Source organism: Azoarcus taiwanensis (assembly GCF_012910885.1).
In the GTDB taxonomy this organism is placed as follows: Bacteria; Pseudomonadota; Gammaproteobacteria; order Burkholderiales; family Rhodocyclaceae; genus Azoarcus_F; species Azoarcus_F taiwanensis.
The window spans coordinates 1-2,664 of record NZ_WTVM01000228.1 but is presented as its reverse complement, the minus strand read 5'-3'; the positions used below and the strand labels follow the sequence as shown (position 1 = coordinate 2,664).

Sequence of the window (2,664 nt, the reverse complement as noted above, 5' to 3'; positions counted from 1 at the left end):
CGCTTTGTTCGTTGGGGGACGCTCGTTTCTTTGATGGGCGCTCTGTTCGCGGCTTACGCCGCTCCCACAGGTGGTGGTGTCGTTTGGGGTGATTCGGTGGCGGGGTGGATTGATTGCGGAGGGGTTCGCTTGCGGGTGGTGCGTGCTCGGTTCGCGGCTTACGCCGCTCCTACCCCTCTCGCAGAGGCCTCCACTACCTGTGGGAGCGGCGTGAGCCGCGAAAGTGCGCCTGCATCGGCTCAACCGCCCGCCAGGGTCGCAGTGGCTTCCATGCGCAGGGCGCCATCGGCACCACGCGCCCAGAGCTTCACGGTCTTGCCGTCGGCCTCCGGCCGGCCGCAGACGAAAAAGGGTTCGGTGTTGAACACCGGGCTCACCGCGCGGAACTGGTAACCGGCCAGGGTCACACCAGGCAGCTGGCGCTGCATGTGCTCGAGCAGCAGGGTGGCGATCAGCGGGCCGTGCACCACCAGGCCGGGATAGCCCTCGACCTGGGTCACGTAGGGCCAGTCGTAGTGGATACGGTGGCCGTTGAAGGTGAGCGCCGAGTAGCGGAACAGCAGCACTTCGTCCGGGTGCAGCTCCACTTCCCAGGCGGCATCGGTGGGGGCCTTTGGTGGCACCGGCTTGGGCGCGTCCGCGCTGGGCTCCTCCCGATAGACGATGTCGTGGTCCTCGACGATGACCAGCCCACGTTCGGTGGAGTAGTGGTGGCGCACCTTGACGAACACCAGCTCGCCGCTGCGCCCGCTCTTGGCGGTCACGTCCTCGATGCGCGAGCTGCGCTGCACGGTGTCGCCCACGCACAGCGGCTGGTGGAATTCGAAGCGGCTGCCGGCCCACATTCGGCGCGGCAACGGCACCGGCGGCAGGAATCCACCGCGCCGGGCGTGGCCGTCGTGGCCGAGGTCCGAATGACGATGCACCGGCAGGAAATACAACCAGTGCCACAGCGGCGGCAGCACGGTGCCGGCCTCGGAGGGTGCAGTCTCGCGGTCGAGCGTGGCCGCCATGGCCACCACCGGCACCGGCACGATGTGGTCGGTCGCCTCTTCGCTGCGGCCGATCCACTGCTGCAATTCGTTGATGTTCGCTTTCATGGCTGAAACGTCCTGTCAGATGGCGCCCGCGCTGCGCAGGCCGGCAATGTCGTCAGCGGCAAAGCCGAGCTCGCCGAGAATGGTGTCGGTGTGTTCACCCAGGGCGGGCACCGCGTCCATGCGCGGGGCGAAGCGGTCGTTGCTGCCCGGTGGCAACAGGGCGGGAATCGCCCCGGCGGGTGAGCCGATCTCGGTCCATCGCTGGCGATGCTCGAGTTGCGGGTGCTGCCACAGGTCCGCCGGAGTATTCACCGACGCGGTCGCCAGCCCGGCCGCCTCCAGGCGCTGCTGCGCGCCTTTCGAGCCAAGCTGCCGGAACACGCCGACGATGATCTCTTCCAGCGCAGCACGGTTTTCGGTGCGCGAGGTGTTGTCGATAAAGCGCGCATCGGTCGCCACCTCGGGCATCTGCAGCACCTCGCGGCAGAAGGTCGCCCATTCGCGCTCGTTCTGCAGCCCCATCATCACCACGCCGTCACCGGCCTCGAAGGGGCCGTAGGGCACCACACTGGGGTGGAAGGCGCCGGTGCGCGGAGCCGGCTGGGCGCCGCCGTAGGTGTAGTACATGGGGTTGCCCATCCACTCGGTCAGCGACTCGAGCATCGAGAGGTCGATGTGCGAACCCTCGCCGGTGCGCTCGCGCAGCAGGAGCGCGGCGAGAATGCTTGAATACGCGTACATGCCGGCAGAGGTGTCGGCCGCCGAGAAACCGGCGCGTGCCATCGCGTCGGCGGTGCCGGTCACCGACAGCAAGCCGGCCTCGGCCTGCACCATGAGGTCGTAGGCCTTCTTGTCGCGATACGGCCCGTCGCCGCCGTAACCCGAGATGTCGCACACGATGATGCGCGGGTGGCGCGGCCGCAGCGCCTCGATCGACAAACCCAGTCGTGCCGCTGCGCCCGGCGCGAGGTTCTGCACCACCACGTCGGTCTTCTCCAGCAGGCGTTCGAGCACTTCGCGCGCGCCGGGGTGCTTGAGGTCGAGGGTGAGGCTTTCCTTGGAGCGGTTGGTCCACACGAAGTACGACGACAAGCCCTTCACCCGCTTGTCGTAACCCCGCGCAAAGTCGCCCACGCCCGGCCGTTCGATCTTGATCACTCGCGCGCCCTGATCCGCGAGATGCCGGGTGCACAAAGGCGCGGCCACCGCATGCTCGAAGGCCAGCACGGTGATGCCGTCCAGGGGTCTGGTCATGTTCGGTCCCTCTGTCTCCGCCCCGCTGCCGGGGCCTTCACCTATGGATTGGACAGGGTGCCGCAGCGGGCGGCGGGGGACAATCATTAATCGCTTGAGGGGGGCTCAAGCGGGGCCGAAGGTGCCAATCTTCAAAGGACCTACCCGCGGCCGGGATTGCTTTCGACCTGCAGCTTCACTACTGTGCAGATACGCACTCAGCCAATTCTCACCCCACCATGCGCGAAGAGTACGACTTCTCCAGGGTAAGCGGATTAAATGGTTGATCTTACCTTTGCATGAGAGTGAGACAGACCGGCATCTCATCGGATTATCTGGTTGATGCTTCACCTACTGCTGGTGCATGTTTCCTTCGCTAATTCCAGCAAGA

At 66.3% G+C, this 2,664-nt stretch carries 2 protein-coding genes; both read right to left on the bottom strand.

What is annotated here, in order from left to right:
* Nucleotides 1–239: 239 nt before the first annotated feature.
* Nucleotides 240–1,100, bottom strand: a complete 861-nt coding sequence (locus tag GPA21_RS19760; RefSeq protein ID WP_168989780.1) for an HTD2 family dehydratase — start codon at nucleotides 1,098–1,100, stop codon at nucleotides 240–242.
* Between the two features lie 15 nt (nucleotides 1,101–1,115).
* Complete coding sequence (locus GPA21_RS19755) at nucleotides 1,116–2,294, bottom strand: CaiB/BaiF CoA transferase family protein (protein WP_168989779.1); 1,179 nt, start codon at nucleotides 2,292–2,294, stop codon at nucleotides 1,116–1,118.
* Between the last annotated feature and the right edge of the window lie 370 nt (nucleotides 2,295–2,664).